Here is a 21,970-nt window from a genome sequence, read left to right on the forward strand (position 1 = left end):
GACGAGATGCCCACTCGGCCGCGTTGCGTTTTCAGCTCGCAGCTTCCGCCGGGCCGCCGACGGCGGCGCTAAAATCGGCGAAGAATTGCTGCGCCAGTTTCTTGGCGGTCGAGTCGATCAGACGCGAGCCGAGCTGCGCGAGCTTCCCACCGATCTCTGCCTTGACGTCGTAACGCAGCACCGTTTCCTCCCCGTCCTCGGTCAGGGCGACATCGGCGCCGCCCTTGGCAAAGCCGGCGATGCCGCCCTTGCCTTCGCCCGAGATCGTATAGCTCTCTGGCGGATTGAGGTTGGAGAGCACGACATTGCCGGTGAAGGAGGCCGAGACCGGGCCGATCTTGATCTTCACCACGGCCGCAAGCTCGGTCGGCGACGTCATTTCCAGCGACTGGCATCCGGGGATGCATCGTTTGAGGATTTCCGGGTCGTTGAGGCCGCGCCACACCGCGTCGCGCCCAGCCGCAATCCGTTCTTCGCCGGTCATGTCCATGCGTTTTCCTCCCCCGTGGCGGCGCCAGGCGCCCGATATCGGCGCGCAAACATCGCTCCGACACATTAGACCTGCCGCGGAATTTTGTCGCGAAGCCGGTTCCGGCCCATGGAAATTCGCAGCGGGTTCTTGCGCCTTGATCTTCGCAAAACGGAAACGGCTTTGCCAAGAGCATCAGCGATGCTATTTGCAGCTTCAAGAGATGCCGCGGCTTCAGGCTGCGGCGACAAACCTCATGGCGTCCGCCGGCTCGTCCCGGATACTGCACAGGCAGGCGGCCCATGCACCAACAAAGCCCAGGGATTTCAGCGTGAAGGAAAAGGACCGGCGGTCGAAGAATGCCTCCGTGACGACGGCCAAGGGCCGTGGTGCCGAAGCGCGTGGCGGCGGCCGCCACGCAGAGAAGCGGTCGGCACCGCCAAAGGGCGGCGGCTTCAAGGAGCGGCCGGCGCGACCGGCGACAGCGCAAACGGCGGAAACGCGCGAGAAGCCAGCAAAGCATGCGCCTGTGCAGGAAACGCCGGCGCGGGTGATCGCGCGGCGAACGGGCGAAAAGCCGGCCGAGCGCATACCGCTCATTCTTGAAACGTCCGACGCTTCCGGCTACCACCTGATCGACAGCGGTGCCGGGGAGAAGCTGGAACAGTACGGTCCCTACCGCATCGTTCGCCCCGAGGCACAGGCGCTCTGGCCGCGCAACCTGCCCGACAGCGTCTGGGAGAAGGCCGACGCGATCTTCACCGGCGACACTGACGAAGACGGCATGGGCCGCTGGCGCTTTCCCGGCGCCGTGCTCGGCGAGACCTGGCCGATGCAGCTTCTCAATACGGAGTTCCATGGCCGTTTCACCTCGTTCCGCCATGTCGGCGTCTTCCCCGAACAGCTCGCGCACTGGAGCTGGGTGAAGGAGCAGGTCGAGGCGGCCGGACGGCCGCTGAAGGTTCTGAACCTCTTCGGCTACACTGGCGTTGCCTCGCTGATCGCCGCCAGGGCCGGCGCCGAGGTCACCCATGTCGACGCCTCGAAGAAGGCGATCGGCTGGGCGCGCGAGAACCAGCAGCTGGCGCGGGCCGAAAACCTGCCGATCCGCTGGATCTGCGACGATGCGATGAAGTTCATCCAGCGCGAGGAACGCCGCGGCAGCCGCTACGACATCATCTTGACCGACCCGCCGAAGTTCGGCCGCGGGCCGAACGGCGAGGTCTGGCAGCTTTTCGACCACCTGGCCGCGATGCTCGACATCTGCCGCGAGATCCTGTCGCCGGAGGCGCGCGGCCTGGTGCTGACGGCCTATTCGATCCGGGCGAGCTTCTACTCGATCCATGAACTGATGCGCGAGACGATGCGCGGCCGCGGCGGCCGGGTGGAGTCGGGCGAACTCATCATCCGCGAAGGCGGGCTTGACGGCCGCGAGCCGGGCAGGGCGCTTTCGACTTCACTCTTCAGCCGCTGGGTACCGCAATGACGAACGACAGAAGCGAGCACGGCACCGGTCGTGTCGGTCAGGTGAAGGAGGTCACGAGCCTCACCAACCCGATCATCAAGGACATTCGCGCGCTGACGCAGAAGAAGCACCGCGACGAGACGCGCTCCTTCATGGCCGAAGGCCTGAAACTGGTGATCGACGCGCTCGACCTCGGCTGGAAGATCAAGACGCTGATCTATGCCAAGGCCGCCAAGGGCAAGCCGCATGTCGAACAGGTGGCGGCAAAGACCTTTGCCAAGGGCGGGCTGGTGCTGGAAGTCAGCGAGAAGGTGCTGTCGACGATCACCCGGCGCGACAACCCGCAGATGGTCGTCGGCATCTTCGAGCAGCGTTATCAGTCGCTGAAGGACCTGAAGCCGCAGCTCGGCGAAACCTATGTGGCGCTCGACCGTGTCCGCGATCCCGGCAACCTCGGCACCGTCATCCGCACGGCCGATGCCGCCGGTGCCTCCGGCGTCATTCTCGTCGGCGAGACCACCGATCCGTTTTCGCTCGAAACCGTGCGCGCGACGATGGGCTCGGTCTTTGCGATGCCGGTGGCGCGCGCCAGCGTCGAGGATTTCATCCGCTGGCAGAAATCCGCCGGCGTGAAGGTCGTCGCGACCCATCTCGCCGGCGCCGTCGACTATCGCACCATTGACTACAAGACCAAGCCGGTCGTGCTTTTGATGGGCAACGAGCAGTCGGGTCTGCCGGAGGAACTCGCCCGCGAGGCCGGTGCGCTTGCCCGCATCCCGCAGGCCGGCCGTGCGGACTCGCTCAATCTGGCGATTGCCACCGGCATCATGCTGTTCGAGGCGCGCCGTCACCTTCTGACCCTGGATGCCCGTGCATGAGCGAGAAGCAGGTGCTGTTTTCGCGGCCGCTGCCGATCGCGGTCTTTATCGTCCTCGCGCTCATCGCCGATCAGGTGATCAAGTATCTGGTCGAGCTTTACCTGCCATTCAACCAGGCGGTCCATGTGGTGCCGATGCTGGCGCTCTACCGCACCTACAACTACGGTGTCGCCTTCTCGATGCTGTCGGGCATGGAAGGCTGGTTCATCGTCGGCATGCGGCTCACCGTGTGCGCCTTCGTGCTCTGGCTGTGGAAGCGCACGCCGAAGGACCGGTTCTTCGCCCATTTCGGCTACGCGCTGATCATCGCCGGGGCGCTTGGCAACCTCGTCGACCGTGTGATCTTCGGCTACGTCATCGATTACATCCTGTTCTATACGGAGACGTGGTCCTTCGCCGTCTTCAATCTGGCCGATACCTTCATCACCATCGGCGCAGGGGCGATCATCCTTGACGAGTTACTACACGCGAAAAAGGCGGATCGGTAAGATTTTATCGAAGCCTTGAAGCCATTCGGAACGCCTGTCGTGTTAGCCGGAACGCATGAGCGAACCGTCACGACTGCTAGAGCGGATCGAAACCGGCTTCGGGAGAGATGCCCGGGCGGGTAGCGCTGCGTCGGTTTCGGCGCTTCCGCTCGATGGGCCGCCGTCCCGTGAGGTGTCGGCGCAGCCCGCTTCCGGTGCGCGCTCTGCGCTTAATTATGCATCCCTGGCGCTGCTCGGCCTGGTCGCTTCCGGCCTTATCCTCGTCGTCGGCATGACTGCCGGTTTCCACCTGTTTGCCGCGGCGATTGCTGCGGCCGGCGTGGTCGGTGCGCTTCTGCTCGCCGTCGAAGCCATCCGCGCGTTTGACAGCGTGCCGGTTTCCGATGAGGCGGAGCGAGACAAGGATTGGCACCGCTCCGAAACCTCGGCGCTGCTTTCGACCATTCACGATGCGCTGGGCGACCTTGCGATCATGCGCGGCATGGACGGAAAGATTGTCCACGCCAATGCCGTCTTCCATCAGATCTGCGGCCGGTCGGATGTCCGGGGCATGGCCTGCGGTGCCCTTGGCCTGAGCTTCGAGCCGAAGGCCGCGCCCAATCATTACCTTGTGCGCATCGCCGCTGCCGAGGGCATCCGCCTTTTCGATTGGCATGACGTGATCGCCCGCGATCCGGCGAGCGGCAAGCTGATGCGCCACAGCATTGCACGCGACGTGACCGAGGAAGCGCGGGCGGCGCGCGAGCGCGAGGCGGCGCGCCGGCGGGCTGAAGAGGCGAGCCAGGCAAAGTCGCGACTGCTCGCCACCGTCAGCCATGAAATCCGCACGCCGCTTTCGGGCATTCTCGGCATGAGCCACCTGCTCGGCCAGACCCGCCTGTCGAGCGAGCAGAAGAACTATCTCGCCGGAATGCAGCAATCCGGCCACGCGCTGGTCCAGCTCGTCGAAGACCTGATCGACTTTTCGTCGCTTTCGGCCGGTCGCTTCCAGTTTCGCCCGAGCCGGCAGGATCCGCGCGGCGTGATCGAGAGCGTCGTGGAAATGCTCTCCAACCGCGCCCACGAGAAGGGCATCGAGATCGGCGCCACCGTTTCCGTCGACGTCCCCGCGCTGATGGCTTTCGACGCGGCGCGTCTGCGCCAGGTGCTTTTCAACGTCATCGGCAACGCGGTCAAATTTACGGAGGTCGGCGGCGTCTTCGTCAGCGCCGACACGATCGAGGACTGCGTGCGGATCCGCATCGACGATACGGGTCCGGGCATGTCGCCCGACGATCTGAAGCGAATCTTCGAGGAGTTCGAGCAGGCCGGCAATGACGAACAGCGCGCCAAGGGCACCGGTCTCGGCCTCGCCATATCCAGGCGCATCATGCAGGCCTGCGGCGGCAGCCTCACGGCCGCAAGCGCGCCCGGCCGCGGCAGCCGCTTCGAAATCCGCATGCCGCTTGCAGAGGTCGAGGCGATCGCGCCGGAGCGCCGCTCGACCCTTGCCGGATCGCATGTGCTGGTCATGGCCCCTGATGGCCCGGCCTCGGCGGCGCTGGCCGCAACCATCGCGACGCTTGGCGGGCGCTGCCACCGCGCAACGACGCTTGCCGCAGCCCAGCATGTTCTCGCCGACGTGCAGGCAGGCGGCGCGGCGCTCACCGACGTGATCGTCGATCACCGGCACGCACAGCAGTACGAGCAGCTACTGGCGCTGCAGCCGGCCATCGGGCGGCTGGAGGTTCGCCGCACCTATCTGATCAATCCGGAGGAGCGCAACAGCCACCCCGTCAACCAGATGGATGGCTACGAGGCCTGGCTGATCCGGCCCTTGCGCGAAAAGTCGCTGGTCGAAGTGCTGCTCGGCCGCCTGAAGGGCATCGAAAAGCGCGACGCGATCAACGACAACAGGCCGGTCCTGCGCGAAGAGCCGGTCATCGAACCCGACCGTCGGCCGGGACACGGCATCCTGCTGGCCGAGGACGATCCGATCAACGCACTGATCATCCGCACCCTGCTGCAGCGCTCGGGACATGCGGTGCAACTGGTCAGCGACTTCGCGGGGGTCGCCGAGACGCTGCGGGCGCCCGCCGGAAACACATCGCCGGAGCTTCTCGTCACCGACCTCAACATGCCGGGTGGCGACGGGCTTTCCATGATGCGGCAGATACGCGCGGACGAGGCGTCGCGCGCGTTGGCGCGGCTGCCGGTGATCGTTCTGACGTCGGATATCCGCGAGGACATGCGCGACCGCCTGCTTGCCGCCGGTGCCGATGTCGTGCTCGCCAAGCCCGTGGAACCACAGGTGCTGACCGCCGAGATCGCGCGTCTGTTGCGCAAACGGTAACTCTTGCGGTGGTTACGGTATTGATCGGACAGCGGGGGTTGTACGCAATGTTCATGTCACTATGTTGTTGCAGAAACGTGGTCTAAGCCCCCGCAGACAGATTTGATTCGGGATTACGCGGATGGCCATCGAGCTACTGGATTCGGCGAACGTGGTTGACACTTCTCAGGCTTGCATCGGCAAGAAAGCCGCCGCTCCGGCGTCCGACGTTCTCGGCAGGATCGCCAATCTCGAGACGCGGCTCGCCCGCACGGCGTCGGAAATCGATGCCGCTCAGGCCGTGCGTTACAAGGTTTTCGTCGAGGAGATGAAGGCGCAGGTCGGCCCCGAGGCCGATCGGCGCAAGCGCGACGTCGACAGCTGGGACGCGATCTGCGACCACCTTTTGGTTCTCGATACCTCGATCGAAGGCGACGCCGAGGATCAGATCGTCGGGACATACCGGTTGCTGCGCCAGGATGTGGCTGAGCGCTCGGGCGGCTTCTACTCGTCTTCCGAATTCGCGATCGATGCGCTTCTCGCCCGTCATCCGACCAAGCGCTTCATGGAGCTCGGCCGCTCCTGCGTCCTGCCGGACTACCGGACCAAGCGCACGGTCGAACTCCTGTGGCAGGGCAATTGGGCCTATGCGCTCAAATACGGCATGGACGCGATGTTCGGCTGCGGCTCGTTCCCGGGGGTCGTTCCGGCCGAGCATGCGCTGGCGCTGTCCTTCCTGCACCACAATATCCGCGCCCGCGACGACTGGGCCGTCAGCGCACGGCCCGAGCTGCACCGGACGATGGATCTGATGCCGGCCGAGGCGATCAATGCCAAGAAGGCGCTTGCCGCTCTGCCGCCCTTGATCAAGGGCTATATGCGGCTCGGCGCCATGGTCGGCGACGGCGCGGTGGTCGATCATGCGTTCCGCACCACCGACGTTCTGATCGTTTTGCCGATCAGCAACATCTCGGGCCGCTACCTCAACTACTACGGCGCAGATGCCGGACGTTTCGGTGGCGCCGCCTCCTGACCGGGTCGCGGTGGGGTTAACCAATTATTAATGATGGGTTTGACTTTCAGGGTCGAAAGAGAGACATGTATTGTCATGTTCTTCTCTAGTTTCATGACGAACGAATAGAGAAAATAAATGGAGAAACTGCCGATCTTCCGGAGGTTGGCAGGCATAGGGTTCCCAAGACTCCGTCTTTCATTACCTTAAACATAAATGCATTACATGTTATTAAGCCCGCCTCCTTTTCGGAAAGCGGGCTTTTCTTCTTTATAGTTGTTTCGAATTGCTACCAATCGGGGTCGCGCGTTGACCCGAACGGAGACGGCTGCACCGAAATGGAGCAGCCGCCGGACCGGCAATACCGGTCCTACATGCCGGCGTTATAGGCCGCGATCGCCGCCATATTGACGATGTCGGAATCCTTGGCCGACATCGAGACGATCTGGATCGACTTGTCGAAGCCGACGAGCAGCGGACCGATCACCGTCGAGCCGCCGAGTTCCTGCAGCATCTTGGTCGAGATCGATGCCGAGTGGAACGCCGGCATGACGAGCACGTTGGCCGTGCCCGATAGGCGGCAGAACGGGTATTGCTCCATCACCTTCGGATTGAGCGCCACGTCGGCGGCCATTTCGCCGTCATACTCGAAATCGACGCGACGCTTGTCGAGGATGTTGACCGCCTCGCGCACCCGCTCGGAACGCTCGCCCTGGGGATGACCGAAGGTGGAATAGGCAAGCATCGCCACGCGCGGCACGTAGCCGAGACGCTTGGCGAGGCCGGCTGCTTCCTCGGCGATATCGGCAAGCTCCTCCGAAGAGGGCATGTCGTGAACCGCCGTGTCGGCGACGAGCACGGTGCGGCCGCGGCAGAGCGCGATCGAGACGCCGATGACGCGGTGGCCGGGCTTCGGGTCGATGCAGCGGCGCACGTCTTCGAGTGCCGTCGAATAGTTGCGGGTGAGACCCGTCACCATGCCGTCGGCGTCACCGAGCGCCACCATGCAGGCGGCGAAGTGGTTACGGTCGTTGTTGATCAGACGCTGGGCGTCGCGGAAGAGGAAGCCCTTCCGCTGCAGGCGGGCATAGAGATAGTCCGTATAGGCGCCGACACGCTTGGAAAGACGCGCATTGACGATCTGGATACCGGGGCGGTCGAGGTCGATGCCTTCGCGTTCCGCCGTCTCGCGCATGCGTTCCTCGCGGCCGAGCAGGATGGCGGTGCCAAGCTGCTGGTTGGCATAGGCGATGGCCGAGCGCATGACCTGCACCTCTTCGCCTTCGGCAAAGACGATGCGCTTCGGCTGGCGCCGGACGCGCTCGTAGATGCGCTGCAGCGTCGAGGCGATCGGGTCGCGGCGGGCGGAAAGCTGGCGGCCATAGGCTTCGAGATCCGTGATCGGTTTGCGGGCGACGCCGCTTTCCATCGCCGCCTTGGCGACCGCCATCGGGATCGCCGAGATCAGCCGCGGGTCGAAGGGGACCGGGATGATGTATTGCGGGCCGAAGCGGGGCCGGTTGCCCTGGTAGGCGGCGGCGACATCGTCGGGAACGTCTTCCTTGGCAAGGCTGGCGAGCGCCTCGGCAGCGGCGATCTTCATCTCGTCGTTGATGGTCGTTGCGCGCACGTCCAGTGCACCGCGGAAGATGTAGGGGAAGCCGAGCACGTTGTTGACCTGGTTCGGATAGTCCGAACGGCCGGTGGCCACGATCGCGTCGTCGCGGATACGGGCGACTTCCTCAGGCGTGATTTCCGGGTCCGGATTGGCCATGGCGAAGATGATCGGCCGCGGCGCCATCGAGCGCACCATGTCCTCCGACAGCGCGCCCTTGGCCGAAAGACCGAAGACCACGTCGGCGCCGTCCATCGCTTCGGCGAGCGTGCGGCGGTCGGTCTTGACCGCATGGGCCGACTTCCACTGGTTCATGCCCTCGGTGCGGCCTTGGAAGATCACGCCCTTAGTATCGCACAGGATCACGTTTTCCGGATTGAAGCCCATCGACTTGATGAGCTCGATGCAGGCGATGGCTGCGGCACCCGCGCCGTTGCAGACGAGTTTCGTCGTCTTGAAGTCGCGGCCGGTCAGCGCCAGCGCGTTGATGAGGCCCGCCGCGGCGATGATCGCGGTGCCGTGCTGGTCGTCGTGGAACACCGGGATGTCCATGACCTCGCGCAGCTTCTGCTCGATGATGAAACAGTCCGGCGCCTTGATGTCTTCAAGGTTGATGCCGCCGAAGGAGGGCCCGAGGAAGCGCACGCAATTGATGAACTCGTCGACGTTTTCGGTATCGACCTCAAGGTCGATGGAATCGACGTCGGCGAAGCGCTTGAACAGCACGGCCTTGCCTTCCATGACAGGCTTTGACGCAAGCGCCCCGAGATTGCCGAGGCCGAGAATGGCGGTGCCGTTCGAGATGACGGCGACCATGTTGCCGCGCGTCGTATAATCATAGGCGGTGTTGGGATCCTCGGCGATCGCCTTCACCGGCACTGCAACGCCCGGCGAGTAGGCGAGCGACAGGTCGCGCTGGGTGGCCATCGCCTTGGTGGGAGAAATCTCCAGCTTTCCGGGACGACCCTGCGAGTGAAAATCGAGCGCTTCCTGCGCGGTGACGCTCGTCATGGTGCGATCGGTCTTGTCGGTGGCCGGCATGTTTCCTCAATCCTCCTGTGGGCGAGCCTTGCGGCGCGCCTCTTTATGGTTGTCGTCTATATTTCCTTGGCGATAGTGTGCCATCTCTTTTTTCGGGACAATCATGAATTTCGTGACAGACTATTCGACCCGCGCGGGGGAGGTTTTATCCGCAGCCGAATTGGCGAGCGAGGAAAGCCGTTCCACGGCGACGCCGATGATGGAACAGTTCATCGAGATCAAGGCGAACAACCCGGATTCGCTGCTGTTCTACCGCATGGGCGACTTCTACGAGCTGTTCTTCCAGGACGCGGTCGAAGCCTCGCGCGCGCTTGGCATCACGCTCACCAAGCGTGGCCAGCATATGGGGCAGGAGATCCCGATGTGCGGCGTGCCGGTGCATGCGGCCGATGATTACCTGCAGAAGCTGATCGGTCTCGGCTTCCGCGTCGCCGTCTGCGAACAGGTGGAAGACCCGGCGGAAGCCAAGAAGCGCGGAGCCAAGTCGGTGGTGCGCCGCGACGTCGTGCGCCTGGTCACACCGGGCACGATCACCGAAGAGAAACTGCTTTCGCCGTCCGAGACCAACTATCTGATGGCGCTGGCGCGGATCAAGAGCGGGTCCGAGCCTGCCTACGCGCTTGCCTGGATCGACATCTCCACCGGCATCTTCCGCCTCGCCGAGACCGCCGAGAGCCGACTGCTTGCAGATATCCTGCGCATCGAGCCGCGCGAACTGATCCTGGCCGATACGGTCTTTCACGACCCGGAACTACGTCCCGTCTTCGACGTGCTCGGCCGCGTTGCCGTACCGCAGCCGGCAGTCTTGTTCGACAGCGCGACGGCGGAAGGGCGCATCAGCCGCTATTTCGGCGTCAAGACGCTCGACGGTTTCGGCACCTTCTCGCGCGCCGAACTCGCGGCGGCGTCTGCGGCGATCTCCTATGTCGAAAAGACCCAGCTTGCCGAACGGCCGGCACTCGGCACGCCCGAGCGCGAAAGTGCCGCCTCGACGCTCTTCATCGACCCGGCGACCCGCGGCAATCTAGAACTGGTAAAGACGCTGTCCGGCGCACGCGAAGGCACGCTCTTGAAGGCGCTCGACCGCACCGTGACAAGCGGCGGCGCCCGGCTTCTCGCCGAGCGGCTGATGTCGCCGCTGACCGACCCGGACCGTATCAATGAGCGTCTCGATTCGATCGAGATCCTGGCGGACCAGCCGTCCTTTGCCGGCGACCTGCGCGATGCGTTGCGTCGCGCGCCGGATATGCCGCGTGCCCTGTCGCGGCTGGCGCTCGGCCGTGGTGGCCCGCGCGATCTCGGCGCCATCCAGGCGGGCTTGCATGCGTCTGCCTCGATTTCTCGACTGATGGCTGCCGGCACGCTCTCGGACGAACTGAAGGAAGCGCGCGCCGCAATCGATGCGCTGCCCGCCGGTCTGCTCGGCCTGCTCGACGCAACGCTTGGCGACGAGCTGCCGCTTCTGAAGCGTGACGGCGGTTTCGTCTGCGAAGGCGCCAATGCCGAGCTCGACGAGGTCCGGGGCCTGCGCGACCAGTCGCGTCGGGTGATCGCCGGCCTGCAGCTGCAATATTCCGAAGAGACCGGCATCAAGTCGCTGAAGATCAAGCACAACAACGTGCTCGGCTATTTCATCGAGGTGACGGCGGGCAATGCCGGTTCGATGACCGACACGGATGCCGGCCGCGCCCGTTTCATCCATCGCCAGACGATGGCGAACGCGATGCGCTTCACCACGACGGAGCTGGCCGAGCTTGAAAGCAAGGTCGCCAACGCCGCCGACCGCGCGCTGTCGATCGAGCTTCAAGCCTTCGACCGGATGACGGCAGAGGTCGTCGCTTCTGCCGAGACGCTGAAGGCAGCGGCACTGGCGCTTGCGACCGTCGACGTCTCCGTCGGCCTTGCGGTTCTCGCCGAGGAGCAGGCCTATGCCCGCCCCACCGTCGACCGCTCGCGCATGTTTGCCATCGACGGCGGCCGCCATCCGGTGGTCGAGCAGGCGCTGAAGCGCCAGGCGTCGAATGCCTTTGTCGCCAATGGCTGTGATCTCTCTCCGCCCGAGGGTGAGGAGGGCGGCGCGATCTGGCTGCTCACCGGTCCGAACATGGGCGGTAAGTCGACCTTCCTGCGCCAGAACGCGCTGATCGCGATCATGGCGCAGATGGGCACCTTCGTGCCTGCCGCGAGCGCCCATATCGGCATCGTCGACCGGCTCTTCTCCCGTGTCGGCGCTTCGGACGATCTGGCGCGCGGCCGCTCGACCTTCATGGTCGAGATGGTCGAGACGGCGGCGATCCTCAACCAGGCAACCGACCGCTCGCTGGTCATCCTCGACGAGATCGGCCGCGGCACCGCTACCTTCGACGGCCTGTCGATCGCCTGGGCGGCGGTCGAGCACCTGCACGAGGCGAACCGCTGCCGCGGTCTCTTCGCCACCCACTTCCATGAGCTGACCGTGCTTTCGGAAAAGCTCGGCCGTCTCTCGAATGCGACGATGCGCGTCAAGGAATGGCACGGCGACGTGATCTTCCTGCACGAGGTCGGTCCGGGTGCTGCGGACCGCTCCTACGGCATTCAGGTCGCCCGTCTCGCCGGTCTGCCGGCCTCGGTCGTGGCGCGCGCCAAGGACGTGCTCGCCAAGCTCGAGGATGCGGACCGCAAGAACCCGGCGAGCCAGCTGATCGACGATCTGCCGCTGTTCCAGGTGGCGATCCGCCGCGAAGAGGTGAAGCCCGCCGGAAACTCCAAGGTCGACGAGGCGCTGAAGGCGCTGAACCCCGACGACATGACGCCGCGCGAGGCGCTCGATGCGCTCTATGCGCTGAAGAAGGAAGTGAGCGCCGCCAAGGCGGGGTGAGGAACGTGCGTGCGGTTTTCCGCCCGCATTCCGCCGACCCTTGGTCGAGGCGCCGCGCGCCTTTTTCCTGTGCAAGCCGTCGGTAAAAAGGCTATACAGCGCCGCGCGCCTTTGCGGGCGCGGCGCTTGATTGCTGTTTGGTCTTTATTCGGCCTCGGTCGCAAGGATCATCCAGGAGCGCTTGACAGCGAACGACCACGCAACCAGTCGGACAGGGCGCCCCTCGGCACTTCATGGGCAGACAAGACATTTCCTTTCCCGAAATTCTCGACGTCGCAGCGCTCCGGGCGAAATGCGACTTCATCGCCTCGGCCCATGCCGAACAGCGCGACCCGATGCGTCAGGCGCTGCTCGCCGCGTTCAAACAGGCAAACATCGCTGGCCGGGCAAAGGCCCGTGAACTGTTCAATGCCGACGGTGCCGGTATTCTCTGCGCTGAGCGTATTTCCTGGCTGCAGGATCAGCTGATCACGGTGCTGCATGATTTCGTGCTGAACGAGATCTTCGATGCCGCCAATGCACCGCCGGCGTCGCGGATCGCCGTGACGGCGGTCGGCGGCTATGGCCGCGGCACGCTGGCGCCGGGCTCCGACATTGATCTTCTCTTCCTGCTGCCGGTCAAGAAGGCCGTCTGGGCTGAGCCGGCGATCGAGTTCATGCTCTATATCCTCTGGGATCTGGGCTTCAAGGTCGGCCACGCCACCCGCACCATCGACGAGTGCATCCGGTTGTCACGCGCCGACATGACGATCCGTACGGCCATCCTCGAGACGCGCTACATCTGCGGCTCGCAGACGCTCTGCGCCGAACTGGAAACCCGCTTCGACCACGAGATCGTGCGCAACACCGGCCCGGACTTCATCGCCGCCAAGCTGGCCGAGCGCGACGAGCGTCACCGCAAGGCCGGCGACACGCGCTACCTCGTCGAGCCGAACGTCAAGGAAGGCAAGGGCGGACTTCGCGACCTGCACACGCTGTTCTGGATCGCCAAGTATTTCTACCGGCTGAAGGACACTGCCGACCTCGTCAAGCTCGGCGTCTTGTCGCGGCAGGAGTACCAGCTCTTCCAGAAGGCCGAGGACTTCCTCTGGGCGGTGCGCTGCCACATGCATTTCCTCACCGGCAAATCCGAGGAACGGCTTTCCTTCGATATCCAGCGCGAGATCGCCGAGGCGCTCGGCTACCATGACCATCCTGGCCTGTCCGCCGTCGAACGCTTCATGAAGCACTTCTTCCTGGTGGCCAAGGACGTCGGCGATCTCACCCGCATCTTCTGCGCAGCGCTTGAAGACCAGCAGGCCAAGGACGCGCCCGGCATTTCCGGGATCATTGGCCGCTTCACCCATCGCAGCCGCAAGATCGCCGGTACGCTCGATTTCGTCGACGACGGCGGTCGCATCGCGCTCGCAAGCCCCGACGTCTTCAAGCGCGATCCGGTCAATCTGCTGCGCTTCTTCCACATCGCCGATATCAACGGGCTGGAATTCCATCCGGCCGCACTGCGCCAGGTGACGCGGTCGCTAAGCCTTATCAAGCCGGCGCTGCGCGAAAACGAAGAGGCGAACCGTCTCTTCCTGTCGATCCTCACTTCGCGCCGCAAGCCGGAACTGATCTTGCGCCGCATGAACGAGGCGGGCGTGCTCGGTCGCTTCATTCCGGATTTCGGCAAGATCGTCTCAATGATGCAGTTCAACATGTATCATCACTATACGGTCGACGAGCACCTGCTGCGCACCGTCGACGTGCTCTCGCGCATCGAAGGCGGCATCGAGGAGGAGGCTCATCCTCTCGTCGCCAAGCTGATGCCGGGGATCGAGGACCGCGAGGCGCTCTATGTCGCTGTGCTTTTGCACGACATCGCCAAAGGCCGGCCCGAGGATCACTCGACCGCCGGCGCCAAGGTGGCGCGCAAGCTCTGCCCGCGCTTCGGGCTGTCGCCGAAGCAGACCGAACTGGTCGCCTGGCTGATCGAAGAGCATCTGCTGATGTCGATGGTCGCCCAGACGCGCGACCTCAACGACCGCAAGACGATCGTCGATTTCGCCGAACGGGTGCAGTCGCTCGATCGGCTGAAGATGCTGCTGGTGCTCACCGTCTGCGATATCCGCGCCGTCGGCCCGGGTGTCTGGAACGGCTGGAAGGGCCAGCTGCTGCGCACGCTCTATTACGAGACCGAGCTGTTGCTGTCGGGCGGCTTCTCCGAACTGTCGCGCAAGGAGCGTGCGGCCCATGCCGCGATCATGCTGGGCGAGGCCTTGACGGACTGGTCCGAAAAGGAGCGCGACGACTATGTGCGCCTGCACTACCAGCCGTATCTTTTGACGGTGGCGCTGGAAGACCAGATCCGGCATGCGCGCTTCATCCGCGAGGCGGATGCCGCCGGTAAGGCTCTCGCGACCATGGTGCGCACCCACCAGTTCCACGCGATCACCGAAATCACCGTGCTTTCGCCGGACCATCCGCGGCTTCTGACTGTCATTGCCGGGGCCTGTGCGGCCGCCGGCGCCAACATCGTCGACGCGCAGATCTTCACGACCTCGGACGGACGCGCGCTCGACACCATTCTCGTCAACCGTGAGTTCGCCGTCGATGAGGACGAGATGCGCCGGGCGGCGAGCATCGGCAAGCTGATCGAGGACGTGCTTTCGGGTCGCAAGCGCCTGCCGGAGGTGATTGCCAGCCGCACCAAGGTAAAGAAGCGCACAAAGGCGTTTACCGTGACGCCGGAAGTGACGATCAGCAACACGCTGTCGAACAAGTTCACGGTGATCGAGGTCGAAGGCCTCGACCGTCCGGGCCTCCTGTCCGAGATCACCGCCGTACTGTCCGATCTTTCGCTCGACATCGCCTCGGCGCACATCACCACCTTCGGCGAGAAGGTGATCGACACCTTCTACGTCACCGACCTCGTCGGCCAGAAGGTGACGAGTGAAAACCGTCAGATGAACATTGCCGCACGCCTTAAGGCCGTCATGGCCGGGGAGGGGGACGAAGCGCGCGACCGCATGCCCTCGGGCATCATTGCGCCGCCCCCGGGCGTTTCCTCCGCTCACAGAACGACAAAAGCCGAAACATGAGTCTGGTCAAGAAATTTGCAACCGTCGGCGGTGCGACGCTCGGAAGCCGCCTGTTCGGCTTCATCCGCGAAACCTTCATGGCGGCAGCGCTTGGCACCGGCCCGGTTGCCGATGCCTTCAACACCGCCTTCCGCCTGCCCAACACCTTCCGGCGCCTCTTTGCCGAAGGCGCCTTCAATTCCGCCTTCGTGCCGCTCTTTGCCCGGGAGATCGAGGCGAATGGCATGGACGGCGCCCGGCGTTTCTCCGAGGAGGTCTTCGGCGTCCTCTTCACCGTGCTTCTGTTCCTGACGATCGCGATGGAATTGACGATGCCCTTCATCGTCAGCAACCTGATCGCACCCGGCTTTGCCGACGACCCGGAAAAGCTCGGCAGCACCATCGTCTTTGCGGCGATCATGTTCCCCTATCTCGCCTGCATGTCGCTGGCGGCGATGATGGCGGGCATGCTGAATTCGCTGCACCGCTACTTCGCAGCGGCCATCGCACCGGTCTTCCTCAATTTCATCCTCATCGGCGTGCTCGGCTATGCCTGGTATGCAGGTCAGGATCCGATCGCGGTCGGCTATGGCCTCTCCTGGGGCGTCATGGCCGCCGGTCTCGTGCAGCTTGCGATCGTCTGGATCGCCGTGCGCGACGCCGGTATCAAGATCGGCCTTCGCCGCCCGAAGATGACCGCCAACGTCAGGCGCCTGCTGGTGCTGGCGCTTCCGGCGGCGATCACCGGCGGGATCACCCAGATCAACCTCCTGATCAACACCAACATCGCCTCGGCCAAGGAAGGTGCGGTGTCATCGCTCGTCTATGCCGACCGCATCTACCAGCTTCCGCTCGGTGTCGTCGGCATTGCGGTCGCAACCGTGCTTCTGCCCGAACTTGCCCGGGCGCTGCGTTCGGGCAACGTCAACGAGGCCTCGAACCTGCAGAACCGCTCGGTCGAGTTCACGCTGTTCCTGACGCTGCCGGCCGCTGCCGCTCTTCTCGTCATGTCCGAGCCGATCGTCCGGCTGCTGTTCGAGCGCGGCAAGTTCTCGGCCGACTCGACCGTCATCGTCGGTCATATCCTGGCCATCTACGGCCTCGGACTGCCGGCTTTCGTGCTGATCAAAGCCTTCATTCCCGGCTTCTTCGCGCGCGAAGATACGCGCACGCCGATGATCTTCGCTGCGATTTCCGTCGTCGTGAACGTGTCCCTGGCGCTCACTCTTTTTCCGCGGCTTGGCGCCAGTGGCATCGCCACCGCCGAGATCGTTGCCGGCTGGGTGAATGCCGTGCTTCTGTTCGCAACGCTTGTCTGGCGCGGCCATTGGGGCAGGGACATCCCGCTTCTGACCCGTATCCCGCGTCTCGTCATCGCTGCGGCGGGCATGACGGCGGCGCTATATTATGCTGTCGGCTGGTTCGCTTTCGAACTGTCCTCTTCCGCATCCCTCCTGACGCGGGCAACGACGCTGACGGGTCTCGTCGCGGTCGCCATGGTGATCTACTTCGCGCTTGCCTTCGGGCTCGGTGGCGCGAGCCTCGGGATGATCCGCCGCAACATCAAGCGCGGGGCGAAAGCGCCCGCCGCAGCACCTGAGGCGAGCGACTGATGCGCCAGACCCTCGCACGCATTGCCCTGGTCGTGCCGGATTATGACGCCGGCATCGCCTTCTATTGCGGCAAGCTCGGTTTTGATCTCGTCGAAGACACCGTCCTCGACGCCGCCAAGCGCTGGGTCGTCGTTCGTCCCAAGGGTGCTGTCGAGACGGCTTTGCTGCTCGCCAAGGCGGACGGCGAGCGCCAGCAGGCGGCGATCGGCAACCAGACCGGCGGCCGGGTCGGCTTCTTCCTGTTCACCGATGATTTTTCCCGCGACCATGCGGCGATGCTGGCCGCAGGCGTCGTCTTTCTCGAAGCGCCGCGCCACGAGCCCTATGGCACCGTGGCTGTCTTCAGCGACCCGTTCGGCAACCATTGGGATCTGCTGCAGCCGGCGGCATGAGGGTGCCTCGCCGGGCCCCTTGATTGCCTTGCATCCTGCGTGCATAAGCCATGCCGTTAGCAACATGGGCCAGCCGGCCCTGGGGCCCTCCACCAGCCTATTGAGGACGACATGAACGAATTCAAGCCGCTCGTATTTTCCGGCGTTCAGCCGACGGGCAATCTCCATCTCGGCAATTATCTCGGCGCGATCCGCAAGTTCGTGGCGCTGCAGGAAAACAACGATTGCATCTACTGCGTCGTCGACCTGCACTCGATCACCGCCCAGCTCGTGCATGAGGACCTGAAGGGGCAGATCCGCTCGATCGCCGCCGCCTTCATCGCTTCGGGCATCGACCCGAAGAAGCACATCGTTTTCAACCAGTCGGCCGTGCCGCAGCATGCGGAACTCGCCTGGATCTTCAATTGCGTCGCCCGTATCGGCTGGATGAACCGCATGACGCAGTTCAAGGACAAGGCCGGCAAGGACCGCGAGAACGCCTCGCTCGGTCTGCTCGCCTATCCGAGCCTGATGGCGGCTGACATCCTCGTCTATCGCGCCACCCATGTTCCTGTCGGTGACGACCAGAAGCAGCACCTGGAGCTGACGCGCGACATCGCCCAGAAGTTCAACATCGACTTTATGGAGCATATCCGCAGCGCCGGTTACGGCGTCGATATGGTCGTCGGTGAGGAGCCGATCCACGCCTACTTCCCGCCGGTGGAGCCGCTGATCGGTGGCGCAACGCCGCGCGTCATGTCGCTGCGTGACGGCACCAAGAAGATGTCGAAGTCGGACCCCTCCGATCTCTCGCGCGTCAACCTGATGGACGATGCCGAGACGATCTCGAAGAAGATCCGCAAGGCCAAGACCGATCCGGACGCGCTTCCGAGCGAAGTGGACGGCCTGAAGGGCCGTCCGGAAGCCGAAAACCTCGTCGGCATCTACGCGGCGCTGTCGGACAAGACCAAGGAGCAGGTGCTCGCCGAGTTCGGTGGACAGCAGTTCTCGGTCTTCAAGCCGGCGCTGGTCGACCTTGCGGTCGAGGTTCTCTCGCCGATCACGGCTGAGATGCGCCGGCTGATGGGCGACACCGCCCATATCGACGCGATCCTCAGGGATGGCGGCGAGCGGGCGCGGGCGCGTGCGGAAAAGACGATGCGCGAAGTGCGCGAAATCATCGGCTTCCTGCAGTAAATTGATTGGGTCCGGGCAACTCCCGGACCCAATTTCATTTTGATGGCCGGCTTTCGCCAGCCGAAGTGAGCCTCGACCGGAAGGCCTCGGGCACTTTTCCGTGTCCTCGTCCGAAACGCAAAAATCAGACCTTGCGGCGGCTCGCGCGGGATGTATTGTTCACCCTATGGTCTCGACCCGACTCTCTCGACTTGAAGGACACCGCCGCAAATTCATGGCGGTGATTGACGATACCCCGGAATGCGGGCGCGCCGTGCACTATGCGGGCATGCGCGCGAAGAATTCCAATGGTGGCCTCGTCCTGCTCTATGTGATCGCCGACGGCGACTTCCAGCAATGGCTGGGGGTTGAGGAAATCATGCGTGCGGAAGCGCGCGAGGAGGCCGAGGCGACGCTCGCCAAGGTGTCCCAGTCAGTGCGCGAGCGCATCGGTATCGAGCCGGAGGTCGTCATCCGCGAGGGCACGGCGACCGACCAGATCCACGCGGCGATCGAAGAGGATCGCGATATCGCCATTCTGGTTCTCGCAGCCGGTTCGGCGAAAGAAGGCCCCGGTCCGCTGGTGTCGTCCATTGCCGGCAAGGCCGCGGCCTTTCCGATCCCCGTCACGGTCATCCCCGATGCCCTGACGGACGAGGAGATCGACGCGCTTAGCTGACCTGCGTCGCTATGTGCTCTTGCGAGCCGAGAGCCATGCTCCTATATTCTTTTGAATTATTCTAAAAAGCTGGGCGGATGCCGCTCCCGGCGAAACGGAGACAGACATGTTCATTCAGACCGAAGCCACGCCGAACCCGGCGACGCTGAAGTTTTTGCCGGGCAAGGTCGTCCTGGAAAACGGCACGGCCGAATTCCGCGACGAGGAAGAAGCACGCGCCGGCTCGCCGCTCGCGGCACGGCTGTTTTCGATCCCCGGCGTCACTGGCGTCTATTTCGGCTACGATTTCATCACCGTCACCAAGGAAGGCCAAGAATGGCAGCACCTGAAGCCGGCGATCCTCGGTTCGATCATGGAGCACTTCATGTCGGGCCAGGCGATCATGGCTGGCAGCGGCCGCGCCGAGCAGTCCGACGAGGAAGACGAGTTCTTTGACGAGGGTGACGAGACGATCGTCGCCACGATCAAGGAACTCCTGGAAACCCGCGTACGTCCGGCCGTCGCCCAGGATGGCGGCGACATCACCTTCCGCGGCTTCAAGGACGGGACTGTGTTCCTCAACATGAAGGGCGCCTGCTCCGGTTGCCCGTCGTCCACCGCGACGCTGAAGCATGGCGTGCAGAACCTGCTGCGCCACTTCGTTCCCGAGGTGGAGGCCGTCGAGGCCGTGTAAAATAACGCGCGCCTGTCCGGCGCGCCGGTTTCGCGTATCGATTTTGCCGCAAAGCCCGATCGGCTTTGCGGCTTGTGGCGTCTGAAAGATCCTGCGTTGAAATGATTGTACTTGCGCTCGACACGTCCGGTTCCGGTTGCTCCGTTGCCGTCTATGACAGCGAAACGGAAGCCGTGCTCGGGCGTTCCGGGGCCGATCTCGGCAAGGGACATGCCGAGCGGCTGATGGAATTCGTCGACGAGGCCTTGGCTGCGTCCGGCCGGTCGCTTGACGCTATCGACCGTATCGCCGTCACCGTCGGCCCGGGATCCTTCACCGGCATCCGCGTTGGCGTCGCGGCCGCTCGTGGCCTGGCTCTGGCGCTCGGCAAACCCGCCGTCGGCGTCTCGACGCTTGCCGTCGTCGCCGAGGGACTGCGCCGCACGGCTGCCGGAAAGCCCGTCCTCGTCGCCATCGACGCCAAGCGGGACGAGGTCTATCTCCAGGCTTTCGATGCGACCGGCAGTGCCACAGGCGAGCCCGAAGCCCTCTCCGTCGAAAGTGCCCGCGAACGCTACGCCAATTTCGACGGCGTCATTGGCGGCTCCGGCGCGCATCTCGTTGCTGCCGATCTGCCGTCCAAATCTTCAGAACTCATCGATGTTGCCGCGGTTGCCGCCCTTGGCGCTGCTGCCGATCCAGCCTCGGCCAAGCCGCGTCCGCTATATCTCAGAGGCCCCGACGCCAAGCCGCAGGCGGGCTTCGCGATTGCCCGAGCATAGACCGAGATGAGCTTTACCGATTACTTCACCCGCCGTACCGAGTTCGATATCTTCCCCCTGGAGGAAGCGGACCTCATTGCCGCGGCGGCGCTGCATCGTCAGCGTTTCGCGTCCCCGTGGAGCGATGGCGAAATCCATGCGCTTCTGGTGCAGGAAACGGTGTTCGGCTTTGTCGCCCGGCAGACCAACGGCAGCTTCCGCCCGGCCTTCGGTGGGTTTGTCCTGTCGCGTGCGGTTGCCGGCGAGGCGGAAATCCTGACGATCGGCGTCGAGCCGCGTTATGCCCGCTCCGGCCTCGGCTGGCGGTTGATGCAGGCGGCGATGCGCGAAGCGCTGGTCAAGGGCTCCGAGGCCCTGTTTCTCGAAGTGGACGAGACCAATCAGCCGGCAATCGGGCTTTACCGTAAGCTCGGCTTCAACAAGGTCGGCGAACGCCGTGCCTATTACCAGGACAAGGCCGGCCAGCGGACCGCCGCGCTTGTCATGCGGCTCGATCTTCGCTAGTTCCGACACGGACAGGAGCAGGATGAGGAAGGCCAAGCGGTCTTTCGCCCGCATCCGGCTTTACCCAATTGGAACAGGTCACGATGATCGCGCCGCGGTTCGGCTGAAGATCATCGCGATTCTCAAGGTCTCGCGCAGGAAAATTCTTCCCGGATGATCAATTGGCTACGGATCGCGATCTTCGCAGCGCTTCTGGCGCTGGTTTCGCTCGTGCTGATGCCGATCCAGGTCGTCTGCCTCTGGCTTGACCTGAAACCCCGGCGCCGTCTGCCGCGATATTGGCACCGGCTCGCCTGTTACCTTCTCGGCATCAAGGTGCGCGTCCACGGAATGGCGGATCGCCGCCGGCCGCTTTTGATCTGCGCCAACCACGCCTCCTGGAAAGACATCCTGGTGCTTTCCTCGGTTGCCGACGTCGTCTTCGTCGCCAAGTCCGAGGTGAAGGGCTGGCCGGTCTTCGGCGTGCTTGCCCGGCTGCAGGCGTCGATCTTCGTCGAGCGCGAACAGAAGCGCTCGACCGGCAAGCAAGTGAGCGAAATCGGCGAGCGCATGGCTGCCGGTGAAATCGTCGTGCTGTTTCCCGAGGGAACGACCTCGGACGGCAACCGTCTGCTGGAGATCAAGACCTCGCTCTTCGGCGCAGCGGCCTCCGCCGTGCCGCATTCGCCGACCGGCCTCGTGCATGTGCAGCCGGTCGCTATCTCCTATACCGGCATCCACGGCATGCCGATGGGCCGCTTCAACCGGCCGATCGCCGCCTGGCCGGGCGATACCGAACTGGTGCCGCATCTTCTCGGCATCCTGCGCGAGGGCGCGATCGAGGTCGATGTCGATTTCGGTGAGGCGATCGACTACGACCGCCACACCAATCGCAAGGAAGTGAGCCGTACGGTCGAACAACGCATCCGCAGCATGTTGTCGGATCGTCTGCGCGGGCGGGCCTGAGACGTCCCGGGCAAGGGCGGCCGCGCCGAAAATACTTCAACTTCCGACCACTTTGC

General features: G+C 64.1%; 17 protein-coding genes. 15 read left to right on the forward strand and 2 right to left on the reverse strand.

The annotated features are described in order from the left end of the window. Nucleotides 1-31: 31 nt before the first annotated feature. Nucleotides 32-490 (reverse strand): carbon monoxide dehydrogenase subunit G, encoded by a 459-nt coding sequence (locus tag L981_RS11700; protein WP_043615626.1) that lies wholly within the window; start codon nt 488-490, stop codon nt 32-34. A 310-nt stretch (nt 491-800) separates the two neighbouring features. Here L981_RS11700 and L981_RS11705 point away from each other — a divergent pair, with 310 nt between their 5' ends. From L981_RS11705 to L981_RS11725, 5 genes are all read left to right on the forward strand, one after another. Then, nucleotides 801-1,955, forward strand: coding sequence for a class I SAM-dependent rRNA methyltransferase (locus tag L981_RS11705; protein WP_043615716.1), 1,155 nt, complete (start codon nt 801-803; stop codon nt 1,953-1,955). Continuing rightward, entirely contained in the window at nt 1,952-2,812 is an 861-nt protein-coding gene (locus L981_RS11710; RefSeq protein WP_043615629.1) for an RNA methyltransferase, read from the forward strand. The genes L981_RS11705 and L981_RS11710 overlap by 4 nt, the downstream gene beginning before the upstream one ends. After that, on the forward strand, nt 2,809-3,300 hold the full coding sequence (gene lspA / locus L981_RS11715) for a signal peptidase II (RefSeq protein ID WP_043615632.1): 492 nt from the start codon (nt 2,809-2,811) through the stop codon (nt 3,298-3,300). Before L981_RS11710 ends, lspA begins: the two co-directional genes overlap by 4 nt. Nucleotides 3,301-3,355: 55 nt before the next feature. Next, complete coding sequence (locus L981_RS11720; RefSeq protein WP_043615634.1) at nt 3,356-5,632, forward strand: ATP-binding protein; 2,277 nt, start codon at nt 3,356-3,358, stop codon at nt 5,630-5,632. A 121-nt stretch (nt 5,633-5,753) separates the two neighbouring features. Continuing rightward, nucleotides 5,754-6,644, forward strand: a complete 891-nt coding sequence (locus tag L981_RS11725; RefSeq protein WP_043615637.1) for a GNAT family N-acetyltransferase — start codon at nt 5,754-5,756, stop codon at nt 6,642-6,644. A gap of 349 nt (nt 6,645-6,993) precedes the next feature. Here the strand turns inward: L981_RS11725 and L981_RS11730 are convergent, their stop codons facing one another. Beyond that, nucleotides 6,994-9,279, reverse strand: a complete 2,286-nt coding sequence (locus L981_RS11730; RefSeq protein ID WP_043615640.1) for an NADP-dependent malic enzyme — start codon at nt 9,277-9,279, stop codon at nt 6,994-6,996. Between the two features lie 103 nt (nt 9,280-9,382). On the opposite strand from L981_RS11730, the gene mutS reads away from it, so the two are divergent. From mutS to L981_RS11780, 10 genes are all read left to right on the forward strand, one after another. Continuing rightward, entirely contained in the window at nt 9,383-12,136 is a 2,754-nt protein-coding gene (gene mutS / locus L981_RS11735; protein WP_043615643.1) for a DNA mismatch repair protein MutS, read from the forward strand. A 233-nt stretch (nt 12,137-12,369) separates the two neighbouring features. Beyond that, entirely contained in the window at nt 12,370-15,213 is a 2,844-nt protein-coding gene (locus L981_RS11740) for a [protein-PII] uridylyltransferase (protein WP_043615645.1), read from the forward strand. Continuing rightward, on the forward strand, nt 15,210-16,805 hold the full coding sequence (gene murJ / locus L981_RS11745) for a murein biosynthesis integral membrane protein MurJ (RefSeq protein WP_043615647.1): 1,596 nt from the start codon (nt 15,210-15,212) through the stop codon (nt 16,803-16,805). Before L981_RS11740 ends, murJ begins: the two co-directional genes overlap by 4 nt. Further along, complete coding sequence (locus tag L981_RS11750; protein ID WP_043615650.1) at nt 16,805-17,197, forward strand: VOC family protein; 393 nt, start codon at nt 16,805-16,807, stop codon at nt 17,195-17,197. The genes murJ and L981_RS11750 overlap by 1 nt, the downstream gene beginning before the upstream one ends. Nucleotides 17,198-17,308: 111 nt before the next feature. Continuing rightward, a complete protein-coding gene (gene trpS / locus L981_RS11755) occupies nt 17,309-18,373 on the forward strand; it encodes a tryptophan--tRNA ligase (protein ID WP_043615653.1) in 1,065 nt (354 codons plus the stop codon). Between the two features lie 166 nt (nt 18,374-18,539). Beyond that, nucleotides 18,540-19,031, forward strand: a complete 492-nt coding sequence (locus L981_RS11760) for a universal stress protein (RefSeq protein WP_043615656.1) — start codon at nt 18,540-18,542, stop codon at nt 19,029-19,031. 106 nt (nt 19,032-19,137) lie between these two features. Beyond that, nucleotides 19,138-19,704 carry a NifU family protein gene (locus L981_RS11765; RefSeq protein WP_043615659.1) on the forward strand — a complete coding sequence of 189 codons (567 nt, stop codon included), beginning with the start codon at nt 19,138-19,140 and terminating at the stop codon, nt 19,702-19,704. Nucleotides 19,705-19,805: 101 nt separating this feature from the next. Continuing rightward, nucleotides 19,806-20,465, forward strand: coding sequence for a tRNA (adenosine(37)-N6)-threonylcarbamoyltransferase complex dimerization subunit type 1 TsaB (gene tsaB / locus L981_RS11770; RefSeq protein ID WP_043615661.1), 660 nt, complete (start codon nt 19,806-19,808; stop codon nt 20,463-20,465). Between the two features lie 6 nt (nt 20,466-20,471). Next, nucleotides 20,472-20,969 (forward strand): GNAT family N-acetyltransferase, encoded by a 498-nt coding sequence (locus tag L981_RS11775; RefSeq protein ID WP_043615664.1) that lies wholly within the window; start codon nt 20,472-20,474, stop codon nt 20,967-20,969. Nucleotides 20,970-21,122: 153 nt separating this feature from the next. Then, a complete protein-coding gene (locus L981_RS11780) occupies nt 21,123-21,914 on the forward strand; it encodes a 1-acyl-sn-glycerol-3-phosphate acyltransferase (protein ID WP_043615666.1) in 792 nt (263 codons plus the stop codon). The last annotated feature ends 56 nt before the right edge of the window (nt 21,915-21,970 follow it).

The sequence above is a fragment of the Ensifer sp. ZNC0028 genome (genome assembly GCF_000799055.1).
Classification (GTDB): domain Bacteria; phylum Pseudomonadota; class Alphaproteobacteria; order Rhizobiales; family Rhizobiaceae; genus Ensifer.

What these genes read in the sequence shown, in the direction of transcription:
- L981_RS11710 (WP_043615629.1), top strand. Translation starts at nt 1,952, where the DNA reads ATGACGAACGACAGAAGCGAGCACGGCACCGGTCGTGTCGGTCAGGTG.
- L981_RS11760 (WP_043615656.1), top strand. Translation starts at nt 18,540, where the DNA reads ATGGTCTCGACCCGACTCTCTCGACTTGAAGGACACCGCCGCAAATTC.
- L981_RS11775 (WP_043615664.1), top strand. Translation starts at nt 20,472, where the DNA reads ATGAGCTTTACCGATTACTTCACCCGCCGTACCGAGTTCGATATCTTC.
- L981_RS11730 (WP_043615640.1), bottom strand. Translation starts at nt 9,279, where the DNA reads ATGCCGGCCACCGACAAGACCGATCGCACCATGACGAGCGTCACCGCG.
- tsaB (WP_043615661.1), top strand. Translation starts at nt 19,806, where the DNA reads ATGATTGTACTTGCGCTCGACACGTCCGGTTCCGGTTGCTCCGTTGCC.
- L981_RS11750 (WP_043615650.1), top strand. Translation starts at nt 16,805, where the DNA reads ATGCGCCAGACCCTCGCACGCATTGCCCTGGTCGTGCCGGATTATGAC.
- mutS (WP_043615643.1), top strand. Translation starts at nt 9,383, where the DNA reads ATGAATTTCGTGACAGACTATTCGACCCGCGCGGGGGAGGTTTTATCC.
- L981_RS11700 (WP_043615626.1), bottom strand. Translation starts at nt 490, where the DNA reads ATGGACATGACCGGCGAAGAACGGATTGCGGCTGGGCGCGACGCGGTG.
- L981_RS11740 (WP_043615645.1), top strand. Translation starts at nt 12,370, where the DNA reads ATGGGCAGACAAGACATTTCCTTTCCCGAAATTCTCGACGTCGCAGCG.
- L981_RS11780 (WP_043615666.1), top strand. Translation starts at nt 21,123, where the DNA reads ATGATCAATTGGCTACGGATCGCGATCTTCGCAGCGCTTCTGGCGCTG.
- murJ (WP_043615647.1), top strand. Translation starts at nt 15,210, where the DNA reads ATGAGTCTGGTCAAGAAATTTGCAACCGTCGGCGGTGCGACGCTCGGA.
- L981_RS11765 (WP_043615659.1), top strand. Translation starts at nt 19,138, where the DNA reads ATGTTCATTCAGACCGAAGCCACGCCGAACCCGGCGACGCTGAAGTTT.
- trpS (WP_043615653.1), top strand. Translation starts at nt 17,309, where the DNA reads ATGAACGAATTCAAGCCGCTCGTATTTTCCGGCGTTCAGCCGACGGGC.
- L981_RS11720 (WP_043615634.1), top strand. Translation starts at nt 3,356, where the DNA reads ATGAGCGAACCGTCACGACTGCTAGAGCGGATCGAAACCGGCTTCGGG.
- lspA (WP_043615632.1), top strand. Translation starts at nt 2,809, where the DNA reads ATGAGCGAGAAGCAGGTGCTGTTTTCGCGGCCGCTGCCGATCGCGGTC.
- L981_RS11725 (WP_043615637.1), top strand. Translation starts at nt 5,754, where the DNA reads ATGGCCATCGAGCTACTGGATTCGGCGAACGTGGTTGACACTTCTCAG.